Below are 18238 nucleotides of genomic sequence, written 5' to 3' on the forward strand. Positions count from 1 at the left end.
CCTCGGCGAAGCACTCAAATCGGTTCAGTCCGGACCGGAAACGCTTCCCCGGCCCCAGCGCGGCGCCGGCTGCGCAGGTTGTGGGTCGCTTGGCGCCGGCTCCCCGGCTACGGGCGCCGGACCGGCGACCACGGCCGGCTCCTCGTCTGCGCCGGCGAGTAGCGGTACGCCGCGGCTGCGCAAGACAAGCACCAGCACGGCTCCAGCGATGATGCCGCCGATATGGCAGGCCCAGGAAACCTGATCCTCGCCCCCCTGGGAGAACATGAAGATCTGGAACAGGATCCACAGGATCAGCGGGATGAAGGCCGGGATGCGCAACGGGATGCGCGCGAAGACCAGCACCCATACCTTCACCCGCGGATAAAGGATCAGATAGGCGGCGACCACACCGGCGATGGCGCCCGACGCGCCAATCAGCGGCACCCGCGAATCCCAGGCAACCAGACCCTGGAAGAAAGCGCCGGCAATGGCGCAAAGCAGATAGAAGACGAGGTAGCGGATGTGGCCGAGTGCATCCTCGACATTGTCGCCGAACACCCACAGGAACAGCATGTTGCCGCCGAGGTGGAAGATATCCGCGTGCAGGAAGGAATAGGTCAGATAGCTCAGGCTCTCCGGAATGACGACAAATTGCGGAGCGAGGTCGACGCTGTCATGCACAACCGACGGGATGAAACCGAGGCCCATCACCGTGGCGTTGGCGAAATCCTCGCCGCCTAATGTGGTGACAAAGTAGATCAGCACGTTGAGCGCGATCAGGCTGATCGTCACATATTGCAGCTTGATGTGCCGCAGCCTGTTGGTGTCGTAAAGCGGGATGAACATCAGGTCCCCAGCTCGGCAGATTTCAGCGGTTCTTGCCGGGAACCCATAGCACGTCGGCATTTCCGTTGTCATTGACCGCGCGTGCGGCGACGAACAGAAAGTCCGAGACACGGTTGATGTATCTTATCGCCTCGCGGTTGACGTGCTCGTCCGGGTCTTGCGACAGCGCCACCATGATGCGCTCGGCGCGGCGGGCCACCGTGCGGGCGAGGTGAAGGGCAGCCGCCGCCGGCGTACCGCCGTTGAGCACGAAGGATTTGAGCGGCTCAAGGTCCTTGTTGAGGAGATCGATATCCTGTTCGATGCGGTCGGTCTGCGAGGCGATGATGCGCAACGGCTCGTAGTCGAGCGGCTTGCCATTATCGGGGACCGCCAGATCGGCGCCGAGATCGAAAAGGTCGTTCTGGATGCGGCCGAGCATCGCATCGATCGCCGGATTTACTGCCGCGGTATGAATGCGGGCCATGCCGATGCAGGCATTGGCCTCGTCGACCGTGCCGTAGGCGTCGATGCGAAGGTCGGATTTCAGCCGCCGCTCGCCGGAGCCGAGACCGGTGGTGCCATCGTCGCCAGTGCGGGTGTAGATCTTGTTGAGCTTGACCACGGGGTACCTCCCGGCTGGTGCTGCGTCACTTACGGGTGAAATACACCGCCAGCATGATCAGCACCAAGGCCACGAACTGCAAGAGCACGCGCGTCTGCATCAGCTTGTTGGAGGTCATGCTGGAGCCGCCGCGCATCATGTTGATGAGGCCGCGGATCAGCACGATCACCACTGCGACCATGACAAGAACGGCGAGGATGTTGAAGACGGTTGCCATGGTGTGTTCCAGTTGAATTGCGTTCAGGCGCGATTGGCGAGCAGACGGTAGAGTGCAGAAGCCGGCAGGATGCGTTTAAGGATCACACCGATCCTGGCCGGCACTGTTACCACATAATGCGGGCGCGGGCGCCGCGACAGAAGCGCATGGTGCAAGGCGGCATAAACCACCTCCGCCCCGGGCTTCAGCCGCGATGTGCTGCCGCCGGCCCGCAGCCGTTTGAGTTGCGCCGCATAGGCGAGGCGATGAACGGAATTCTCGTGATCGATATTCGCCAGGAACCATGCGAGGCTGTTGCTGGCGATCTTCGATTTCACCGGCCCCGGCTCGATCAGCGAAACATGGATGCCGCTGCCGAGGAGTTCTTGATAGAGGGACAGCATCAGCCCTTCGATAGCGTGCTTCGATGCCGAGTAGGCGCCGCGAAAAGGCACCGGCGCGAGGCCGAGGATCGATGAGCAATGAACGAGACGACCGTGGCCCTGACGGCGCATCACCGGTACGACGCGGCGAGTGAGATCATGCCAGCCAAAGACATTGGCCTCGAACTGCTGCCGTAAAGCCTCGACCGGCAGGTCCTCGACGGCGCCGGGTTGTCCGTAGGCGCCATTGTTGAAGAGCGCACCGAGCCGGCCGCCGGTCCGTTCCAGCACCGACGCCACCAGCGCCTCGATCGATCCGGGCTCGGTGTAGTCCAGATAAAAGGCCTCGATGCCGTCGGCCTCGAGCGCGGCGATATCTTCGGGCTTTCGGGCCGTTGCGAACACCCGCCAGCCTTCCCTCTTAAGAGCATAGGCGCAATAGGCGCCTATGCCGGAAGAGGCACCTGTGACAATGATGGTGCGCAACTCTTCTCCGGGAGGAATGGTGGTTTGACCTAGGGTTGTCATTTACCGCAAACCCTTCCCATATTCGCGGCGTCGGGACAATCGAAGGGAACGCGGTTCTTGTTGCGGAAGATCGTAGCCCTCAAACGCGTCCTCTACGACGCGCTCGGCCATTTCAACACCGACGACGGCTGGGCAATGGCCAGCCATCTGGCGATCACCGCGCTGATGGCGCTTTTTCCTTTCCTGATCTTCGCTACGACGCTGGCGAGTTTTTTCGGCGCGCAGGCTTTCGCCGACACCGCCGTGCACCTTGTGTTCGACACATGGCCCGAGCAGATCGCCAAACCGATCGCGCGCGAGGTGCTCAACGTGCTTACCGTCCGGCGCAGTGACCTGTTGACCTACGGTATCGTGCTTGCCGGATATTTCGCCTCGAACGGCATCGAGGCGCTGCGCACCTCGCTCAACCGGGCCTATCGTGTCTCGGAAACGCGCGGCATCATCTACCGGCGGGTGCAGAGCATCATCTTCGTGCTGATCGCGACGGCCGGGTTTTTGGCCATCAGCGTGCTGCTGGTCTTCGCGCCGTTGCTGGCACGGCTGGCCGAGTCGCATTTCGAATGGATAAAGCCCTACATGGGCACGATCACGCTGTGGCGTTACGTCATCGCCTCGGTCGTCATCATCGGCGGCCTGTTCGCCGTGCATTTCTGGTTGCCGGCCGGCAAGCGCCGCTTCGTTTCGATCGTGCCTGGCATCATCTTCACGCTGGTCGGCTGGCTCATCGGGTCGACCATCTTCGCCGCCTATCTCGATCATTTCTCGTCCTATGTGACGACCTATGCCGGCCTCGCCTCGATCATGATCGCCGTCGTCTTCCTCTACATCGTATCAGCGATCTTCATCCTCGGTGGCGAGCTCAACGCCGCGATCAGCCGCTATTTAGAGGCGCGTGCCCGCGTCGGCGGCTGAGCCGTCGCCAGCCCGACGCCGAGCGTCGCGATCGCCATGCCGGCGATCTGGAGCGGGCTCAAGTGCTCACCGAACAATGCCCAGGCGATGACCGCGGTGACGGCCGGCACGAGGTAAAACAGCGAGGCGACCTTCGACATTTCGCCGTCGCGGATCATCACCATCAACAGGAAGATGGCGCCGATCGACAGCACAAGCACGAGCCAGGCCATGGCGAAGATCAGTTCGCCATTGACGATGACCGTTCGCGTCTCGAAGGCTAGCGAGGCCAAGGCCATTACAGATGCGCCGCCGACATATTGCCAGAACGTGGCAGCCACCAGATCGCCGCCGGAAGCAAAGCGCTTCTGCCAGATCGTGCCGGCGCTCATGCCGAGCACCGAGACAAGTGAGGCGCCCAGTGTTTCGGCCGTCACCCCGCCGCCGAGCGCGCCGAGCTTCGGCCAGAGCACGATCACCACACCGATCAGCCCGAGGCCGAGACCGGCCCAGTGGCGCGGCAGGATGGCCTCGCCGAGAAGCCTGCCGGCGAGCACTGCCGTGATCAGCGGCTGCAGGCCGACGATCAGGGCTGAAAGCCCAGCGGGCATGCCCCGGTGGATGGCCCAGAACACGCCGCCGAGATAGACGCCATGCATCAGGATGCCGGCGCCGGTCGCGTGCAGCGCCTCGTCGCGGGTGGCGCGGCTCGAACCAAGTGCGGCCATCAAAGCGACAAGCAGGATTGCGGCCAGGACAAAGCGCGCGGCCAGGAAAGTAAAGGGCTCCGCCCACGGCATGGCATAGCGCGCGCCGATGAAGCCGGTCGCCCACAGGACGACGAAAGAGGCGGGGATGAACCGCTTGAGGCTGTGCATTTTTCCGGAGGCCACGCGTCGGTGAGGACTGATTGTCGCGCTTGCTCTAATGCCGTTCCGAGCGGAAGGCAAAACCAAACCGTTGATCCATAGGCTCAATTCCATTCAAGGAATGCCTTTGGCGCCGCTAGAGACCGACCAGCCGCCTCACATCGTCCGGCGATGCGCCCGTCTTACGCTGGGCGGCAAGGCCGGTATCGCCAAGACTCTTCGACAGCTTTCGTCCGTCCGGGCCGAGGATCAGGCGATGGTGAAAATAGGCCGGCTGCGGCAGGCCAAGCAGTTGCTGAAGCAGCCGCTGCACGCTGGTCGCGGAATAGAGATCCTGGCCGCGCACGACATGGCTGACGCCCTGCAGCGCGTCGTCCATGGTGACGGCGAGGTGATAGCTGGTCGGGATTTCGCGGCGCGCCACGACCACGTCGCCCCAATCCTGCGGATGGGCTTCGACACGACGCGTCGCGGAGAGCGTCTCGTCCGTGTATTCGGCCCATGACAGGTCCTTGCCGGCGCGCGCTATTGCCGCATCGACGTCCAGCCGCCAGGCAAATGGCACATTTTCGGCCTGGCGCCGCTTGCGTTCGCTCGCCGTCAACGCCTTGTCGGCGGCAGGATAGAGCGGCACGCCGTCCGGGTCGCGCGGCCAGTCGCGGCCACGCTTCTCGCTGTCGGCGATAAAGGCGCGGATCTCACTTCTGCTCATGAAGGCCGGGTAGACAAGTTCTTCCTCGATCAGCCGCTCGAGCATCGCCCGATATTCGGCAAAATGCTCGGACTGGCGGCGCACCGGTTCCTCCCAGCCAAGCCCCAGCCATTTCAGGTCGCGAAAAATGCCTGCCTCGAATTCCGGCGTGCAGCGTGTCGTGTCGATATCCTCGATGCGCAGCAGCAGGCGTCCGCCCGTCGCCTTTGCCAATTTCTGATTGAGCAGCGCCGAATAGGCATGGCCGAGATGCAGTTCGCCGTTCGGGCTCGGCGCGAAGCGGAATGTCAGCAGTGTCATTGTCCGGCGGCAATCGGGTTGTGTGGCGCTTTCGCCAATTGCTACTTTGCGCCGGTGGCGTCGTGCGTCCAGAGGGACACGTGACGAAGCGTGCGGCACTTTTGATTTTGGAACAAGCAGACATGCAACGCATCGCCAGTCTCGACGACATTGCGCAAGGGCTGGATAGGCTATGCTTACTCGACCCACGCCTGGAAAGAGTGCGCGGCATGGCCGGCGAGGTGCCGCTCAGGCTATCGGAGCCGGGGTTCAGGAGCCTTGCTTCCATCGTCGTTTCGCAACAAGTGTCCCGCGCGAGCGCCGACGCCATCTTCGGCCGGCTGACGAGACTGCTCGATCCGCTGACGCCGCAGGCGATACTTGCCGCCGACGAGGTGATCTTTCGCGAGGCCGGGCTGTCGCGACCCAAGCAGCGCGGCCTGCTTGCCGTCGCCCGGGCGGTGGCCGACGGGCTCGACCTCGATCACCTCTGTCGGCTCGATGCAAGCGAGGCGATCGCGGCCATGACCAGGGTGCCGGGGATCGGCCCGTGGACGGCTGAAGTCTACCTTTTGTTTGCCGCCGGACACCCGGACATCTTTCCGGCGCGCGACGTTGCATTGCAGAGCGCGGTCGGCCATGCACTAGGCATCGACCCGCGTCCGCCGGAGAAAATGCTGATCCGGCTTGCCGAATCATGGAGCCCGTGGCGCGGTGTCGCATCGCGGCTTTTCTGGGCTTATTATCGCGAATTGAAGGGCAGGGATGCCGCGCCTCCGGCCTGAATCCGCAAAAAAGCATTGAAATCATGCGTTTTTGAGACCCGGCATGATCGACAATCCGCTTCACATCCCTGTCATGTCGGGCTTACAGTATCCGCGTCGACCGGTTCTAGGGTGAAGGAGGTCAACGACGTGACGGTTGCCGTATCTCCGGATGGGCTTCCAGCGCTGGTGCTGAATGCGGATTACCGTCCGCTCAGCTATTACCCCCTGTCGCTCTGGTCCTGGCAGGATGCCATCAAGGCGGTGTTCCTCGAGAGGGTGAACATCGTCGCCGAATACGAACACGCCGTCTCTTCACCGACCTTTTCGATGAAGCTGCCGAGCGTCGTCAGCCTGAAGGCTTACGTGAAGCCGTCGAGGCATCCGGCGTTTACCCGTTTCAACGTCTTCCTGCGTGACCGTTTCCAATGCCAATATTGCGGCACGCCGGACGATCTGACGTTCGACCATGTCATTCCTCGCCATCGCGGCGGCGCCACGACCTGGGAGAATGTCGTCGCTGCCTGCTCGCCCTGCAATCTGAGGAAGGGCGGCATGATGCCGGCCCACGCCAAGATGTGGCCGCTGCAGAAGCCCTACCAGCCGACGGTGCATGATTTGCATAATAACGGCCGGCTGTTCCCGCCCAACCATCTACACGAAAGCTGGATGGATTATCTGTACTGGGATGTCGAACTCGAACCATAGAGTTCGGCAGAAATCCGCCATGCCGGTCGCCTGACGCAGCTTTCCGCGCTTCCGGTGCTCACGTACTTTAGTACGCTCCGCTCCGGTTCTCGAAAGCCACGTCATGCACTCCGGCCTGACGAATTTCTGGACGAACTCTGCGTTGTGCCGCTCAGTCGCGGGCGAAGGCGCTGCGGAAGGCTACGACCGTCAGGACAAAGCTGGCGATGGCGTTCCAGCCGGCCAGCGACAGGCCGAGGATGCGGAGCGCCGCCTTGTCGCAGGAGGGCGGGACGAATTTGTCGAGCGCATCGAGCACGCCCTTGCCGCCGGTGTCCACCGGCCCGGCGGCTGCGGTGCAATCGGTCGGGCCTGGCCACCACGCCCATTCGACGCCGGAGTGATAAACGCCGAGATAGACGCCGTAGAGCATCAGCAGGCCGCCAATAGCCAGCAGGCCACGGCTTACCCAGGCTGGCGCGTGAAGAGCCGACGCAAGCACCGCCAGCAGCATCAAGGGCACGCCGACGTAGTAAGGCGTGCGCTGCTCGAGGCAGAGCTTGCAGGGGATGTAGCCGCCGAGATACTGGAAGGCCAGCGCCGAGCCGACCGTGGCGGCCATGGCGACAGCGAGAAACAGGGCGGTGCGCAGCCGCTGGCGTCCGGTATCGGCATTCACGGTCGCTGTCATCGGACTCAGTCCATTCGGTTCGATGCCGTTCAGACGGCGTATTTGACGACAATATAGAGCAAAATCAGGGCAGCGGCGGCGGCGCCTGCAATCTGGCCAAGGCGCTTTTCGATGAAGTGGCGGATCGGCTCGCCATAGCGGCGCAACAGCCACGCGAGAAACAGGAAGCGAGCACCGCGCGCCACGATTGCCAGCACGATGAACAGCAGCAAAGGAACACCGATGACGCCCGACAGGATCGTCACAACCTTGATCGGCGGCAGATGGGCGAGGCCGGAGGTGACCAGCATCAGGATGATGAAGCCGACACCCGATGAGACGCGCATCGCTTCGAACTCGTCATATTTGCCATAAAATTCGAGGATCGGCCGCGCCACCGCATCATAGGCATAATGGCCGATGAACCAGCCGGCGATGCCGCCCAGCACCGAGGCGACGGTGGCGACCAGCGCGTAACGATAGGCGCGATCCGGCCGCGACAGCGCCATCGGCAGATAGAGGACGTCGGCCGGCACCAGGAACACCGAGCTCTCGACGAAGGCGATGAAGGCCAGCCACCATTCGGCGGATTTGCTCGCCGCCAGCGACAAGGTCCAGTCGTAAAGTCCGCGAAGCATCGGCACTCCTAATGCACGCCCAAACCAGAAGCGGTCTTGGGATCACGACATGTACAAACAAGACTTGGAAGCGCCCCGCATCAACCTCGTCGGACAAGGTGCGCTTCAATGACATGCGCCGCCTGTCTAGAAAGATTTTCCGCGCTGCACAATGGCAGCTGCTTCACGAAATCGAAAGGCTGAGGCTTGAGCGAGCCCAGATGTCGGGATTTGGCCAGTTGACGAACAGGCCTCCAACCGTATAGTCCGCGCCCATCCAGGCCGCCCGGCCTGAGCCCCTATGGCGGAATTGGTAGACGCGCTCGACTCAAAATCAGGATGCGTCTACCGTCAGCCCGCAGGGTAATAGGATTGGAGGTCAATGGGTTAGGAGTTAAGAGCCGCTTAATTCTCGAACTGCCACCCTCTGCGTAGGTGCAGCATGAGAGCGTTGAGAGGTAAATGAGTTAGCGCCTTGCGGGTGTGGTGAAACTGGTAGACGCGCTGGATTCAAAATCCAGTTCCGAAAGGAGTGTCGGTTCGAGCCCGACCACCCGCACCAACTATCGGCCAACAAACTTTGAGAACGGCAGTCATTTCACCTGTCGCGCCAGAGTTCGAATCGTGTCGGCCGCCCACCTCCACCAGGATACTCCGCAATGTCCGGTGATGGATGGGACAGATCAATACATAAAATCAATATGTTATGAGAGATCGTGTGCAAAAACTGCACACGAAAGGTCCGCTACTCTTCTGGTTTTCGTTCCTGCGATGGAGTAGCCGACGGGCCTCTTGGGACGCCTGTTGAGTAGCTGCGCTGTCCTATCCTGCGAGGACCGTTGCTGGTGTATCCGCGATCTGCCGTCTTTCAGATGGCGGACGTCACCCATGTCGGTCGACCAAGATCAAGCTTGATCCCGCTGACCACGCGACGCCGCTGATGTGCTCGACACCAATGCCCGACTGCGTCGGCGCATTACGCGTGAGCCGTAAGAAATAAAATGACCAGTGCGCTTGAGCCCGCTGCAATATCAAAAAGATGCCCCGGCTTCAGGGAGGCCACACGCGCCGCCCATTCGTCGGCTGTGAAAGCGCGTCGTTGCAATGCAAGTGAAAAAAACTACCGGCCAATCAAAGCGAACATTTCTGGACTGTTTGCCGACCGAGGCGGAGTTTGATGAGGCTCAACTTCAGCCGGGACCGAAATGGCCTTACCGACCGATCCAGATCACCACGCCCGGGAGACGCTCCGGCTGATCGGCCCCGATCCGCAGAACTGGGTGCCGGACCGGGAAGGCATCGACCACAATGTCTTCATCGTTGGCGGTGGGCAGACGGGGGCGACCTTTGCCTTCGCGTTGAGGCGTGCCGGCATCGGCAAGGTTACTGTCGTCGACGCGGCACCGGATGAAAGCAAGGCCGGCATCTGGTTCACTCATGCACGGATGAACCGGCTGCGAACGCCAAAGGGCTTGCCGGGGCCGGAACTCGGCTTGCCGGGCTTGAGCTTTCAGTCCTGGTACGAAGCCCGCCACGGTGCGGAAGCCTATGCCGGATTCGACCGCATCGCACGGACGGATTGGGCGAACTACCTGAAATGGTATCGCGCGTTCCTCGGTATCGGCATCCGTTACGGCACGCGTCTCATTCGCATCGAGCCGGCCGGCGGGCTTTTTCGCCTCCACCTCGAAGCCGACGGCACGCCATCGGTCGAAACGGCGCGCAAGATCATTCTGGCCAATGGCTTTGGCGGCAGCGGCGGTCCAGTGATACCGGCGGTACTTGCCGCCTTGCCGCGGGGCCTTGTCGCACACAGTTCGGCGGCAATCGATTTTGCCTCGCTCAAGGGCAAGGCAATGGCTGTCGTCGGGTCGGCGGCTTCGGCATTCGATGCGGCCGGAGCTGCCCTTGAGGCCGGCGCGAAATCGGTGCGTCTCTTTGCCCGCCGCAACAGCATTGCCAGTGTGCCGATCAACCGCGTGCGCGGCTATCCCGGCGCCTATGACAATTATCCTCGGCTGCCCGATGCGGTGCGCTGGCGCCAGGCATTGCGCTTCCGCGAGGCCGGTTCAACGCCGCCGCTCGATGCGGTGGAGCGGGCGGTGCGGCACCAGAATTTTCATCTCCATCTCGGTGCCCCCTGGACAAATGCGGATGTCGAAGACGGCAAGGTCGTCACCGATATCGCAGGCGAGACGTTTGCGTTCGACTTCGTCGTCGCCGGCACCGGCTATTTCGCCGACCCGACGCGCAAGCCTGAGTTCGCCGATTTCGCCGCCACCATCCGGCTATGGCGCGACCAGTACGCGCCGCCGGAAGCAGAGCTGGATGAATTTTTCGGCGCCCATCCTTATCTCGGCCTCGGCCATGAATTTCTCGAGAAGGCGCCGGGGGAGGCGCCATTCCTGAGGAATATCCATGTCTTCAATCCCGGCGGCTTTGTCAGTTTCGGCCTGCCGATCGGCGATGTGCCGTCGATCAGGCGCGATGTGCCGGCCGTTGTCGCGCGCATCAGCCGCGATCTCTTCCTCGCCGATCTCGACAGCCATGAGAGCCGCATAACCGGGAGCCATCCGGCCGAGTTCGGCGAAGACGCCTATGCCGCTTCCGTCTCGCGGCCGGCGCAGACCATCGCGGCGGAATAGACGCATTTCCATGGACAAACGCCGATGACCTTCAGCCCTGACCTTTCCGACCCGTTCGTCGCCACGGCGGTCGAACTGCGCGAAATCTTCGATCGGGATGCCGTGGCGCGCGACAAGGCCGGCGGCCGGCCCGTCGAACAGATCCGCCTGCTGAAGGAAAGTGGTTTGCCGTCGGCGCAGATTCCCAAGCGCTATGGCGGCAAGGGCGCACCCTGGCTGTCGGTGCTTCGCGTCGTGCGCGAATTCGCCCGCACCGACGGCTCGCTCGCCCATCTCTACGGATACCATCATCTGCCGCTCAATGGCGTGCTGTTCCGTGGCACGCAGGCGCAGAGGGACCGGCTGCTGACACGCTCGGCAAGGGAGAACTGGGTCTGGGGCAATTCCGGCAACGCCATGTCGAAGACGTCGACGGCCAGGCGCAACGGCACGGGCTGGATCCTGAGCGGCTTTCGGCCGTTCTCCTCCGGTTCCCACATCGCAGACTACATCCAGGTTGCCTGGGAGGACGGCCAGGATAGACTAGCGGCAGCGATCCCGGCTGACCGTGAGGGCATCGTCATCGAGGATGACTGGGATGGTGTCGGCCAGCGGCAGACCGGCAGCGGCAAGGTGACGTTCAAGGACGTGCATGTCGGCGACGACGAACTGATTGGCTCGCCCGCGGTGCCGCTGACGCCGTTCCAGACGCTGACGTCACTGTTCCAGCAGGCGGTCCTGCTCAACCTGTTCGTCGGCAGCGCGCAAGGAGCGCTGAGCGAAGGCCGGGACTATACGGTCTCGCAATCGCGCCCCTGGGTCTATTCCGGCTATGAGAAACATACCGACGATCCGTTCGTGCAACGCAAATATGGCGACCTCTATATCCGCACGCTCGCCGCGGCCGAACTGGCCGATATAGCAGCATGCAGCCTCGATGCCGCCTATGGCCAGGGCGAGGCATTGACCCTGGAGCAGCGCGGGCAGACGGCGATCGATCTCGCCACCGCCAATGTCTACGCCGGACAAGTCGGCCTCGACGCGTCGAGCGAGGTTTTCGAGGTGATGGGCGCCCGCTCAGCCACCAAGGCCAACGGCTACGACAGGTTCTGGCGCAACGTGCGCACGCACACGCTGCACAATCCGGCCGAATACAAGAAGCGCACGATCGGCACCTGGTTGCTGACCGGGGAATTCCCGGCCGGCGGACTGTACCGCTGAGGAGGCGAAAAAAATGGCCAGGCGCAAGGACAAGCTCAAGCTGGGAGCGTTTCTGCTCTTCACCGGTCACCATGTGGCGGCCTGGCGCCATCCAGCGGCAGGCGAGGGGACCAGCCTCGGCGACTACGTCGAACTTGCCCGGCTGGCGGAAGCGGCCAAATTCGACGCGATCTTCTTTGCCGATGGCGTCGCGGCGCGGCTGAGCAACCTCGAGGCCGCCAGCCGCAAGGCGCATAGCGGCGTCTATCCGTTCGAGCCGATCACGCTGCTGTCGGCACTGTCGGCTGTGACCAGGAACATCGGCCTCATCGCCACGGCGTCGACCAGTTTTTCCGATCCCTACAATCTGGCCCGCCAGTTCGCGTCGCTCGACCACCTGAGCGGCGGGCGCGCAGGCTGGAATCTGGTCACCTCTTCCGATCCGGAGGCAGCGTTCAATTTCGGTCACGAGACGCATATCCAGCATGGCGAGCGCTACGACCGCGCCGAGGAATTCGCCGATGTCGTGCTCGGCCTGTGGGACAGCTGGGAGGATGACGCCTTCCCGCGCGACAGAGCAAGCGGGCGCTATTTCGACAAGGACAAACTGCATGTGCTGAACCACAAGGGCCAGCACTTCAAGGTGCGTGGTCCCCTGAACACGCCGCGAACGCCGCAAGGTCGTCCGGTCGTGGTCCAGGCCGGCGCGTCGGGTCCGGGCAAAGAGCTGGCGGCTCGTACCGCGGAAGCGATTTTCGCCGCGCAGATCACGCTCGACGAAGCCACCGCCTTCTATGCCGACGTCAAGGGCAGGCTCGGCAAATATGGCCGCTCGGAGGATGACCTGAAAGTCCTGCCAGGCATTTTCCCGGTCGTCGGCCGCACTGAAGCCGAGGCGCGGGGGAAGTTCGAACAGCTGCAGGATCTCATCCAGCCGGAAGTCGGCCTCGGTCTGGTCTCGGCGCTGGCCGGCGGCTTCGACCTCAGCGCCTATCCGCTCGACGGGCCGGTGCCGGATTTGCCGGAGACCAATGCCGGCAAGAGCCGGCAAGCGCTGGTGATCGATCTGGCGTGGCGCGAGAACCTGACGATCCGGCAGCTTTATCTGCGCATCGCCGGCGCCCGCGGCCACTGGCAGGTGGTCGGCACGCCGCAACAGATCGCCGACACCATGGAAGAGCGGTTCGAGAATTACGGCGCCGACGGCTTCAACATCATGGCGCCGATCATGCCCGGCGGCCTGAAGGATTTCATCGAGCTGGTGGTGCCGGAACTGCGCCGCCGTGGCCTGTTCCGCGACGAGTATGAGGGTAGCACCTTGCGCGACAATCTCGGCCTGAAGCGACCGGCAAACCGTTTTTCGCGGCATGCCGCGGCAGCTGCGGAATAGGCCGGCAATGGCGCGCGACACGCTCTTTCTCATCCAGCCGGGTTTCGCCGACCCAAATCAGCCGGGCCAGACGTTCGTCTGCCCCTATTGCAACCAGGTTGAGGGATTGCTCGCAGCCTTTCCCGATCTCGCCGCCAGACTCGACGTTGAGCGCGTGCCGTTTTCGAGGCCGAGAGGCAAGGTGATCGACGCGCTCGGCGAACGGCACCAGTCGCTGCCGGTGCTGATCATCGGCAGCAATCCGCCCGCCGACTTGCCGACGGCCAAGGGCAAGGTCTTCGCCGATGACACCAGGCGCATTCTTGCACTGCTTGCCGAGCGCCAAGGCTTTCCGCATCTGCATGAGTGACAGCATGACCTTCGATCCTGATACCTCCAATCCATGGATCGCCAAGGCGGCCGAGCTGCGCGAGATCTTTGCCCGCGACGCGGTCGAGCGCGACCAACTTGGCGGCAGGCCCGTCGAGCAGATACGGCTGCTCAAGGAGAGCGGCCTGCTCACCATCGTCATTCCCAAGGAATTCGGCGGCGCCGGCGAACCCTATTCGACGGCGCTGAAGATCGGCCGCGAGTTCGCCAAGGTCGACGGCTCGATCGGCCATATCTATGGCTACCATTTCAGCGCATTGATCGCCGCCAGGCTCAACTCGGACGAGCCGCGTTCAGCCGATCTGCTTCGGCGTTCGGCTGCCGGCGACTGGTTCTGGGGCAACACCGGCAACAGCTTTTCCAAAACGCTGTTCGGCCGCAAGGATGGCGAGTGGACGATCGTCAATGGTTTCAAACCCTTTGCCTCCGGCTCGCATGTTGCCGATTATCTTTCGACCTCGTGGGAGGACGAGAGCAGCGGCGAGAGGAAGTTTGCAGCGATCCCCGCGGACCGTGAAGGCATCACCGTTCTCGATGACTGGGACGGCATCGGCCAGACGCAGACCGGCAGCGGCAAGGTCGCCTACAAGGACGTCAGGATCCACGACAGCGAGTTGGTGCGCGGTTGGGTCGACGCGTCGTTGCCAATCCGCACCATCGGCCCGCTGCAGCAGCAGAGCGTGTTGCTCAATGTCTTTGTCGGCACGGCCCAGGGCGCGCTGCTGGCGGCGCGAGATTATACGCTCAACAGTTCGCGGCCGTGGATGTATTCCGGCGTCGAGCGCCATATCGACGATCCATGGATCAAGCGGCAGTATGGCGAGCTGTGGGTCAAGACGCGGGCGGCGACGGCGCTGGCCGATCGCGCGGCGGCGGCGATCGATCATGCGATCGCGCGCGGCAAGGCGCTGACCGAGCAAGAACGCGGTGAGGCGGCGGTTGCCGTCGCCGCGGCCAATGTGCTGGCAGGCGATGTTGCGCTCGAAGTCACGACCGAGATATTCGAGGTGATGGGTGCCCGCTCCGCAGTGCGCAAATACGGCTTCGACCGCTTCTGGCGCAACGCACGCATTCACACCTTGCACAACCCTGCCGAATACAAGACCCGCACCGTCGGCACCTGGTATCTGACCGGCGCATATCCCGAGCCCGGCGTCTTTCGATGAGCGGCCGGCAGCTCCATCTCAACGTCAACATCCTGCATGCCGGCTTCTCGCCGGCGGCATGGCGGATGGACGGCGTCGACCCCTATGCCGCCTTCACCGTCGGCCACTATGTGCACGTGGCGAAGATCGCCGAGCGCGCCAAGCTCGACGCCATCTTTCTTGCCGATCAGGCAGCAATCTCGGACCGCATTGACTATCGGCCGATCACATCTCTGGAGCCGACGATTGTGCTGGCGACGGTAGCCGCCGCAACCGAGCGCATCGGCCTGATCGCCACCGCTTCAACCAGCTTCAACGAGCCCTACAATATCGCCAGGCGCTTCGCGACGCTCGACCATGTCAGCGACGGACGCATCGGCTGGAACATCGTCACCACGGCCGATCCCGCCTCGGCCCGCAATTTCGGCCTCAACGGTGCCATCGATCATGGCCGGCGCTACGAGCGGGCGGCGGAATTTGCTGACATCGTCAAGGCATTGTGGGACAGCTGGGAGGACGATGCCTTCATCGGCGACGTCGCCAGCGGGCGCTTCGTCGATGCCACCAAGGTTCACGCCATCGACCACAAGGGCGCACATTTCTCGGTGCACGGGCCGCACAATGTGCCGCGTTCGCCGCAAGGGCATCCGGTGGTCGTCCAGGCCGGCGGGTCCGATGACGGCAAGGACCTCGCCGCCCGCCACGCCGAAGCCGTGTTTTCCGCATCGCAATCTTTCGAGGAAGCGCTCGGCTATGCGCGGGAACTTAAGGCGCGTGCCGTCGCCTATGGCCGCACCGGCGGCGTGCCGCTCAACCTCGCCGGCCTAGCCACTATCATCGGCAGCACAGAGGGGGAAGCGGAGCGGCGGCAAGAAGAGCTGTGGGATCGCATTCCGCTCGACTACAGCCTTGGGCGGCTGTCCGGCGTGCTCGGCATCGATCGCGAGCGGCTGAAGCTCGATGAGAAGTTGCCGGAACGGATTCAACTGCCCCCCAACGGCGGCCACACCTTCTTCAAGGCCACGCTCGCGCTCGCCCGCAGCAATGATTTCACGGTTCGCCAGCTGATCCGGGCGCTGAACGGCAGCACTGGCCACCGCACCATCGTCGGCACGCCGGAGCAGATCGCCGACGATATCGAAAGATGGTTTGTCGCCGGCGCCGCCGACGGCTTCAACCTGATGCCGGACGTGCTGCCGACCGGACTGGAGGTCTTTGTCGATACGGTGGTGCCGATCCTGCGCCGGCGAGGGCTGTTCCGAACGGAATATGAAGGGCGCACGCTGCGCGACCATCTCGGCCTTATCAGGCCCGAAAGCCGCTTTGCACCGCAGCCGAGCAAGGCGCCAGGGCTGCTAGGGGCAGCCCTTTGAATGATCATCAAAATACAACGGAGCGGAAGGTCCTGCCATTGACCTCCATGCCCGGCCAAAATACAGGCCCGACAATGAGCGCTGACACCGAGTTTCTTTGGTACATCCCGAACCAGGTCGCTCCCGGTCACCGCGGCGAGCCGGCCGTCGAGAACCACAACAGCCTGGAGACGCTGACCAGCCACGCGAAGGCGCTTGAGGAATACGGCTGGAAGGGCGCGCTGATCGGTACCGGCTGGGGTCGGCCCGACACTTTTACTGTCGCGGCCTCGCTCGCCGCGCGGACCACCTCCTTCGAGCCGCTCATCGCGATCCGCCCGGGGTACTGGCGGCCGGCGCACTTCGCATCCGCCGTAGCCACGCTCGACCAGCTGACCGCCGGTCGCGTGCGTATCAACATAGTGTCAGGCAAGGACAACCTCGCTGCGTATGGCGACAGCGAAGGTGACCAGATACATCGCTATGCCCGTACCAGAGAGTTCATGCGCCTGGTTCGCAGACTTTGGACTGAAGAGAACGTGACCTTTGCGGGCGAGCACTTCCAGGTCACTGGCTCTACCGTGATGCCCCGCATCCATGTCCGTGGCGATCGTCGCCATCCCAAGCTCTACTTCGGCGGCGCGTCGGAGGCGGCGGCGCGGGTGTCGGCCAGCGAGGCGGATGTCCAGCTCTTCTGGGGCGAGCCGCTCGACGGCGTCCGGGAGCGGATCGAGCGACTCAAAGCCTTGAGCAGGGAACTCGACCGAGACCTCCCGCCTCTGGAGTTCGGGTTGCGGGTCACCACGCTGGTCCGCGACACCGCTGGGCAGGCCTGGGCGGACGCAGAAGCGAAGGTCGACGAGATGGCCAAGGGCCAGGGAGCCGGCTGGAACGATCACGGTCGAGCGGTAGCGGTGGGCCAGCAGCGTCTGCTCGATCTGCACGCGCGCGGCGAGGTGCTGGACGACAATCTCTATACTGCGCCGGGCAAATATGGCGGCGGCGGCGCTGGCACCACCTGGCTGGTCGGCTCGGCCGCCGACGTCGCCCGCTCGCTCGGCAGATACCGGGATCTGGGCATCACGCATTTCGTGCTCTCGGACACGCCGTATCTTTCCGAGATCAAGCGGCAAGGCGATCAGTTGCTTCCGCTTTTGCGCAACGGGGCCTAAGCCGCGCTTCTTGAATGACCTGGGGTCGTCAGAACACCGGATAAGCCAGATTGCCAGTAGGGAAGACGATGTCACAGCCGGCCGCCTTCAGCATCCGCCCTTCCGACGCTGACCTGCGTGGTGAAGCGGCGCTACGGCGGCGTTATCGAGCGCCGCAAAGCGCGCATACCGGAACCTGGAACGAAGCCCTCGAGGCGATCCTTTCGCATCGCTCGGTCCGCAATTATCTCGCCAAGCCTCTTCCCGAAGGGACGCTGGAACTGATCGTCGCCGCCGCCCAGTCGGCGCCGACTTCTTCCAATCTCCAGGCGTGGAGCGTCATCGCAGTCGAGGATCCGGCGCGCAAGGCGCGGCTTGCCGAACTGGCGGCGATCAATCGCCATATCGAGCAGGCGCCGCTGCTGCTGGTCTGGCTGGCCGACCTGTCGCGGCTGCGCGCCATTGCCGAGGCAAACGGCCGGGTGGGCGAGGGGCTCGATTATCAGGAGAGCTTTCTGCTGGCCGTGATCGACGCCGCACTTGCCGCACAGAACGCCGTGGTGGCGACCGACGCGCTCGGGCTCGGCTCCTGCTACATCGGCGCGATGCGCAATCATCCGCAGGAGGTGGCGCGCGAACTCGGCCTCCCGCCGGAAACCGTGGCGGTGTTCGGCCTGACCGTCGGCTATCCCGATCTCCTGGCTGCGACTGACATCAAGCCCAGACTGCCGCAGGCTGCGGTGCTGCACCGCGAGCGCTATCGATCAGAGCCCGATCCGGACGATCTTGCAGCCTACAACCAGAGGCTTCGATTATTCCAGCAGGAGCAGGCGATGCCTGTGGTGGACTGGACAGAGTTGGTTTCGAACCGCATCGGCAGCAAAGCAGCGCTGAAAGGCCGTGATCGCCTGGGCGAAGTGCTGAAGGCCATGGGCTTCAAGCTCAAATAGGCGCGCGCCTGCTCGCGAGACCGCGGCGA

19 protein-coding genes and 1 tRNA gene are annotated in these 18238 nt (G+C 63.4%); 12 read left to right on the forward strand and 8 right to left on the reverse strand.

Annotation, left to right across the window (positions count from 1 at the left end):
* Positions 1-24: 24 nt before the first annotated feature.
* The 4 genes from NKH90_RS16980 to NKH90_RS16995 are packed head-to-tail and all read right to left on the reverse strand — an operon-like array spanning position 25 to position 2539.
* The gene (locus tag NKH90_RS16980) at positions 25-828 is read right to left on the reverse strand and encodes a rhomboid family intramembrane serine protease (RefSeq protein WP_352820119.1); all 804 of its coding nucleotides are present in this window, start codon (positions 826-828) and stop codon (positions 25-27) included.
* A gap of 22 nt (positions 829-850) precedes the next feature.
* On the reverse strand, positions 851-1432 hold the full coding sequence (locus NKH90_RS16985; protein ID WP_023677949.1) for a cob(I)yrinic acid a,c-diamide adenosyltransferase: 582 nt from the start codon (positions 1430-1432) through the stop codon (positions 851-853).
* A gap of 25 nt (positions 1433-1457) precedes the next feature.
* The gene (locus NKH90_RS16990; protein ID WP_023677950.1) at positions 1458-1649 is read right to left on the reverse strand and encodes a twin transmembrane helix small protein; all 192 of its coding nucleotides are present in this window, start codon (positions 1647-1649) and stop codon (positions 1458-1460) included.
* Between the two features lie 23 nt (positions 1650-1672).
* Positions 1673-2539 (reverse strand): SDR family oxidoreductase, encoded by an 867-nt coding sequence (locus tag NKH90_RS16995; protein WP_352820120.1) that lies wholly within the window; start codon positions 2537-2539, stop codon positions 1673-1675.
* A 57-nt stretch (positions 2540-2596) separates the two neighbouring features.
* On the opposite strand from NKH90_RS16995, the gene NKH90_RS17000 reads away from it, so the two are divergent.
* Positions 2597-3451: a YihY/virulence factor BrkB family protein gene (locus NKH90_RS17000; RefSeq protein ID WP_292656768.1), complete on the forward strand. Its 855-nt coding sequence runs from the start codon at positions 2597-2599 to the stop codon at positions 3449-3451.
* Here the strand turns inward: NKH90_RS17000 and NKH90_RS17005 are convergent.
* Together NKH90_RS17005 and gluQRS are read right to left on the reverse strand one after the other, a co-directional pair.
* Complete coding sequence (locus tag NKH90_RS17005; RefSeq protein WP_352471389.1) at positions 3418-4308, reverse strand: DMT family transporter; 891 nt, start codon at positions 4306-4308, stop codon at positions 3418-3420. The two genes, NKH90_RS17000 and NKH90_RS17005, sit on opposite strands and share 34 nt — an antisense overlap.
* Before the next feature lie 127 nt (positions 4309-4435).
* The gene (gene gluQRS / locus NKH90_RS17010) at positions 4436-5311 is read right to left on the reverse strand and encodes a tRNA glutamyl-Q(34) synthetase GluQRS (RefSeq protein WP_352820121.1); all 876 of its coding nucleotides are present in this window, start codon (positions 5309-5311) and stop codon (positions 4436-4438) included.
* Between the two features lie 122 nt (positions 5312-5433).
* Between gluQRS and NKH90_RS17015 the strand changes: the two genes are divergently transcribed.
* Positions 5434-6075 (forward strand): DNA-3-methyladenine glycosylase family protein, encoded by a 642-nt coding sequence (locus tag NKH90_RS17015; protein WP_352471385.1) that lies wholly within the window; start codon positions 5434-5436, stop codon positions 6073-6075.
* A gap of 129 nt (positions 6076-6204) precedes the next feature.
* Positions 6205-6762, forward strand: a complete 558-nt coding sequence (locus NKH90_RS17020) for an HNH endonuclease (protein ID WP_023677956.1) — start codon at positions 6205-6207, stop codon at positions 6760-6762.
* Positions 6763-6913: 151 nt separating this feature from the next.
* On the opposite strand, the gene NKH90_RS17025 is transcribed toward NKH90_RS17020, so the two are convergent.
* The gene (locus tag NKH90_RS17025) at positions 6914-7432 is read right to left on the reverse strand and encodes a disulfide bond formation protein B (RefSeq protein WP_352452439.1); all 519 of its coding nucleotides are present in this window, start codon (positions 7430-7432) and stop codon (positions 6914-6916) included.
* A 29-nt stretch (positions 7433-7461) separates the two neighbouring features.
* Positions 7462-8049 carry a YqaA family protein gene (locus NKH90_RS17030; protein ID WP_023677958.1) on the reverse strand — a complete coding sequence of 196 codons (588 nt, stop codon included), beginning with the start codon at positions 8047-8049 and terminating at the stop codon, positions 7462-7464.
* A 456-nt stretch (positions 8050-8505) separates the two neighbouring features.
* Here NKH90_RS17030 and NKH90_RS17035 point away from each other — a divergent pair.
* The 9 genes from NKH90_RS17035 to NKH90_RS17075 all read left to right on the forward strand — a co-directional run bounded on the left by NKH90_RS17035 (position 8506) and on the right by NKH90_RS17075 (position 18209).
* Positions 8506-8590: transfer RNA gene (locus NKH90_RS17035), tRNA-Leu, on the forward strand.
* Between the two features lie 643 nt (positions 8591-9233).
* Positions 9234-10673, forward strand: a complete 1440-nt coding sequence (locus NKH90_RS17040) for an NAD(P)-binding domain-containing protein (RefSeq protein WP_352820122.1) — start codon at positions 9234-9236, stop codon at positions 10671-10673.
* Positions 10674-10697: 24 nt separating this feature from the next.
* The gene (locus NKH90_RS17045; protein WP_352540175.1) at positions 10698-11873 is read left to right on the forward strand and encodes an acyl-CoA dehydrogenase family protein; all 1176 of its coding nucleotides are present in this window, start codon (positions 10698-10700) and stop codon (positions 11871-11873) included.
* Between the two features lie 13 nt (positions 11874-11886).
* Positions 11887-13242, forward strand: a complete 1356-nt coding sequence (locus NKH90_RS17050) for an LLM class flavin-dependent oxidoreductase (RefSeq protein WP_352471376.1) — start codon at positions 11887-11889, stop codon at positions 13240-13242.
* A gap of 7 nt (positions 13243-13249) precedes the next feature.
* Positions 13250-13591: a DUF3088 domain-containing protein gene (locus NKH90_RS17055; protein ID WP_352820123.1), complete on the forward strand. Its 342-nt coding sequence runs from the start codon at positions 13250-13252 to the stop codon at positions 13589-13591.
* Between the two features lie 4 nt (positions 13592-13595).
* A complete protein-coding gene (locus tag NKH90_RS17060) occupies positions 13596-14777 on the forward strand; it encodes an acyl-CoA dehydrogenase family protein (protein ID WP_352471374.1) in 1182 nt (393 codons plus the stop codon).
* Complete coding sequence (locus NKH90_RS17065; protein ID WP_352820124.1) at positions 14774-16129, forward strand: LLM class flavin-dependent oxidoreductase; 1356 nt, start codon at positions 14774-14776, stop codon at positions 16127-16129. The genes NKH90_RS17060 and NKH90_RS17065 overlap by 4 nt, the downstream gene beginning before the upstream one ends.
* Before the next feature lie 74 nt (positions 16130-16203).
* Positions 16204-17280, forward strand: a complete 1077-nt coding sequence (locus NKH90_RS17070; RefSeq protein WP_352820125.1) for an LLM class flavin-dependent oxidoreductase — start codon at positions 16204-16206, stop codon at positions 17278-17280.
* A 68-nt stretch (positions 17281-17348) separates the two neighbouring features.
* Positions 17349-18209, forward strand: coding sequence for an NADPH-dependent oxidoreductase (locus NKH90_RS17075; protein WP_352820126.1), 861 nt, complete (start codon positions 17349-17351; stop codon positions 18207-18209).
* The last annotated feature ends 29 nt before the right edge of the window (positions 18210-18238 follow it).

The organism is Mesorhizobium sp. M0898, from assembly GCF_040319695.1.
GTDB lineage: Bacteria > Pseudomonadota > Alphaproteobacteria > Rhizobiales > Rhizobiaceae > Mesorhizobium.